Below are 3447 nucleotides of genomic sequence, written 5' to 3'. Positions count from 1 at the left end.
ATGTTGGAATGGATTGCCGAATGGGTAGCAGCTGATGGCGCAACCTGGAATAAAGAAACGCACTTCCAGGAAAGAGAGGGGAAATACTAATGCCTTCCCACTTACGCAGGGACTTGTCTAAGACAAAGCTGCAAGCGCTGCATGAAGGGCTTGTGATTCCTGCTCATCCTCTGGCCTTGGATGTTAACCTTCAACTTGACGAACAGCATCAACGTGCGTTGACCCGTTATTATATGGCGGCGGGCGCTGGCGGGGTTGCTGTTGGCGTACACTCGACCCAATTTGAAATTCGAAATAAAGACGTCAACCTGCTTGAACCTGTGCTGCGTATGGCTTCAGAGGAAGTAGACAACGCTGACTTACAGCGTCCTTTTATCAAGGTGGCAGGTATCTGTGGTCCTACGAAGCAGGCTCTGGCGGAGTCGGAGCTGGCGTTAAAGTTAGGGTATGATGCAGGACTTCTTAGTATGGGTGGACTGAAGGATTGGACGGAAGCGGATATTCTAGAGCGAACTAGAGCGGTGGCCGATCAGATCCCGGTCATCGGCTTTTATTTGCAGCCATCGGTAGGCGGGCGTATGTTCAGCTTTGATTTTTGGCGGCAGTTTGCGGAAATTCCAGGTATTATAGCGATCAAAATGGCGCCGTTTAATCGTTACCAAACAATTGATGTCGCGCGGGCCGTATGCTATTCAAGCCGTCGCGACGAAATTGCTTTGTATACGGGCAATGACGATAATAYTGTTAACGATTTGTTGACAACATATCGCTTTCAAGTCAACGGAATTTCTGTGGAAAAAAGCATCGTCGGTGGTCTGCTGGGGCATTGGGCGGTTTGGACGCATAAGGCTGTCGAGCTGCTTGAAGAAATAAAGCAAGTGAGAAATGTCGGGCAGATCGACAAAGAGTGGCTGACTCGTAATATTGAAGTGACGGAGACGAATGCGGCATTTTTTGACCCAGCTCACCAGTTTGCAGGCTGCATTCCGGGAATTCATGAAGTTTTGCGCCGTCAAGGACTGTTGAAAGGGACGTGGTGCTTGAATCCGAATGAAGTATTATCTCCGGGGCAAGCAGAGGAGATTGACCGGATGTACGTAGATTACCCGCATTTAAACGATGATGAATTTGTCACAAAACACTTGCAGGAATGGTTATTGAACAAATAGTAAAAAACTAAGAGGCTCTCCCAAAAGTCATCAAGTGACTGAGGGGGAGCCTCTTCAGATTACCTGGTGGACGGATTCCTTAGTAAGTAGCGCCGATTACTTCTGTTATTTTCAGTGTTTGATCCATTTTTTACCAAATAACTAGATTTTCTACTGCTAATTTCATCAGATCTAGCAGTTTTCTGGTAGCGTTCGATGATTTAGCTGGGGTTTCTACCGCTATTTCATTCACTGCTACAAGCCAGCTTAGAATAACGGCATTTTTCCCTCTCTATCAGCTGAGGTGGCTATATGGAATGTCCCCTTAGAAATTGGAAGTGGGAAGCTACCAACAACTATCTAGCAGGAATCATTGCTCTTATTGAAGTACTGTAGTTTGTGTAGCGTACATAGTTCCCGCTCATCCAGAAGAGGATGGCTTGCTCGTCATGGTTGCCACGGGTCAGATATGGCCGTACTTGATGGCATGTAGAGTTTGCAGTTATAGATACGCATAACCACGTGACTCCAAGATCGGAGGTATTCCACCGTTCGATCTCGAACGTTCCCTTTACTTCCCGTGATAAATACACGACGGATGGATCAGTGTGATCCAGAATAATTCCGCCTGAATAGTAGGGTTCACTCTCTACAACACCGTCAGGAGTTTGAGGGAACCAGCGGCCTGCAGCCGTGATCTCATTTGTCACCCATTGTGCGCCATTCCAACGACTGTAGTAGTAACGATGATCCTCCAGGGACTCAAATACTACGTAGACGATGACGGGATGTCCTTGCTTATCCTCTGTTACATCCCAAATCCAGGCATTCCGTTTTGTATCTCTTCCGTTGAATACGATATCGATTTCGGAAAGTTCAAGCGGCAAATCTTCAAATTGCTTGATTAACGAGCCATCTGCCCGGTAAATAGCTGCTTCTCGATAACGAGCATAATAAATACTGTTATAAGGTTCAATATTCGGATGTCCGTCGGTACAAGAGAAATGTATCGTGTCTTTCCCATTGGAAGCATAACGGATATAAGGCCTTTGACCGCTGTCCATGATCAGAGTACGGGCAGGGGACCAAGCGCCGTGATCCAAATCAGGGGAGACGCTGAAATTAGGCTTGAAATTGCCTCCACGCCAGAACAAATAGAGCCGTTGCTCCTCTGATAGGTAGATTGGATTGGGGTAGGTGTAGCCGTGATGCCCATCGGTATTCGCAGGAAGCTGCATCTCAGGTCCGAAGGAGGAGAGTTCTTCCGGCAATTGGGTTGTCCGATAATACATCTTGGACCCATTATGAGCGGAATAAAAGATCGTGATACGTCCCGATTCATCTATATATAGGGATGGGTTGGCGTGATCATCCTGCTGAAGAGCAGATCGGATCAAGAAAGAATCGTGGGTATCCAGCAGATGATCGTAAGAGCCAATCCATACATCTCCTGCACTATTCAACCAGCCGACATACGTTCTACGGTGCTGACCCAGATAGTAGAGCGCACGCGGGTCGGCGAAAAAGCACCACGCCCCGTCTGATGTGAATTCGTGATTCATGCGTAAGTGTGGATTCATCTGTCAATCTCCTTATCTTAACACTTGTTCAAAGTGGATGAAGATAATTATCTGTGATGAAACAGAACGCCATACAGGGAAGCGACAGCTCCCGGTAAGGCGTTCTTTGATTCTCAGTTCTCAATTCCCAATTCGTAGAGAGGAGAGTTTTATTTGAGTCGGTCGTAGGCAGTTTGGGTAATTTTCATCAATTCGTCTACACCAATCTTCTTAGCTTCGGATACATATTGATCCCACTCATCCATGCTGCGTTGGCCTAGTATGAATTTGGTAATTTGCTCGTTGCGATGCTTATCTACAGCAGCTTGCAGTAAGGAAACACTGGACAGTTCGCTTTCAATGTACTGGGGTCTCACATGATAGACACTGTCATGCTTGCGTGCCAAATCATAGGCATCACGCTGCTCTTGTGTAGCAGGAATTAGATGTGCGTCATAATTAAACCAAGTGTAGGTTCCGTTCGTCGCTAGTCCGGTCTTCTTGCGAACATCTGTAATATCCAGATATTCAGGACGTAATTTCTTTTTCCCATTCTCAGTCACATACACTTCGTCACCTTTACCCCAGCTTAAAAGTTCTTTGCCTTCCTCACTATAAAACCAATCGAAAGCTTGGAGCGCTTCCTTGACCTTCTTGGATTTTGAAGAGAAGGTCATACCTGCTTCCAGAATGTGGGTATATGGGTTGACACGATAACCAGGTGCGCCCTCAGGAGGGGG

The 3447-nt window shown here is 46.7% G+C and carries 3 protein-coding genes; 1 reads left to right on the top strand and 2 read right to left on the bottom strand.

Annotated features, from left to right (window positions below):
- Positions 1-89 precede the first annotated feature (89 nt).
- Positions 90-1169, top strand: coding sequence for a dihydrodipicolinate synthase family protein (locus tag AC1DUA_RS29585; protein WP_477503147.1), 1080 nt, complete (start codon positions 90-92; stop codon positions 1167-1169).
- 335 nt (positions 1170-1504) lie between these two features.
- Here the strand turns inward: AC1DUA_RS29585 and AC1DUA_RS29580 are convergent, their stop codons facing one another.
- Positions 1505-2728 (bottom strand): BNR-4 repeat-containing protein, encoded by a 1224-nt coding sequence (locus tag AC1DUA_RS29580; protein WP_477503146.1) that lies wholly within the window; start codon positions 2726-2728, stop codon positions 1505-1507.
- A gap of 149 nt (positions 2729-2877) precedes the next feature.
- Positions 2878-3447, bottom strand: a 570-nt coding sequence (locus AC1DUA_RS29575) for a type 2 periplasmic-binding domain-containing protein (protein WP_477503145.1), incomplete at its 5' end; no start/stop codon positions are given.

It is taken from the genome of Paenibacillus sp. 01T422, assembly GCF_056398785.1.
Note: the sequence above shows the minus strand (reverse complement) of the source record. Positions and strands in the feature narration are given on the sequence as shown.

Coding starts and splice junctions, on each gene's coding strand:
- AC1DUA_RS29580 (WP_477503146.1), bottom strand. CDS start 2,728: ATGAATCCACACTTACGCATGAATCACGAATTCACATCAGACGGGGCG.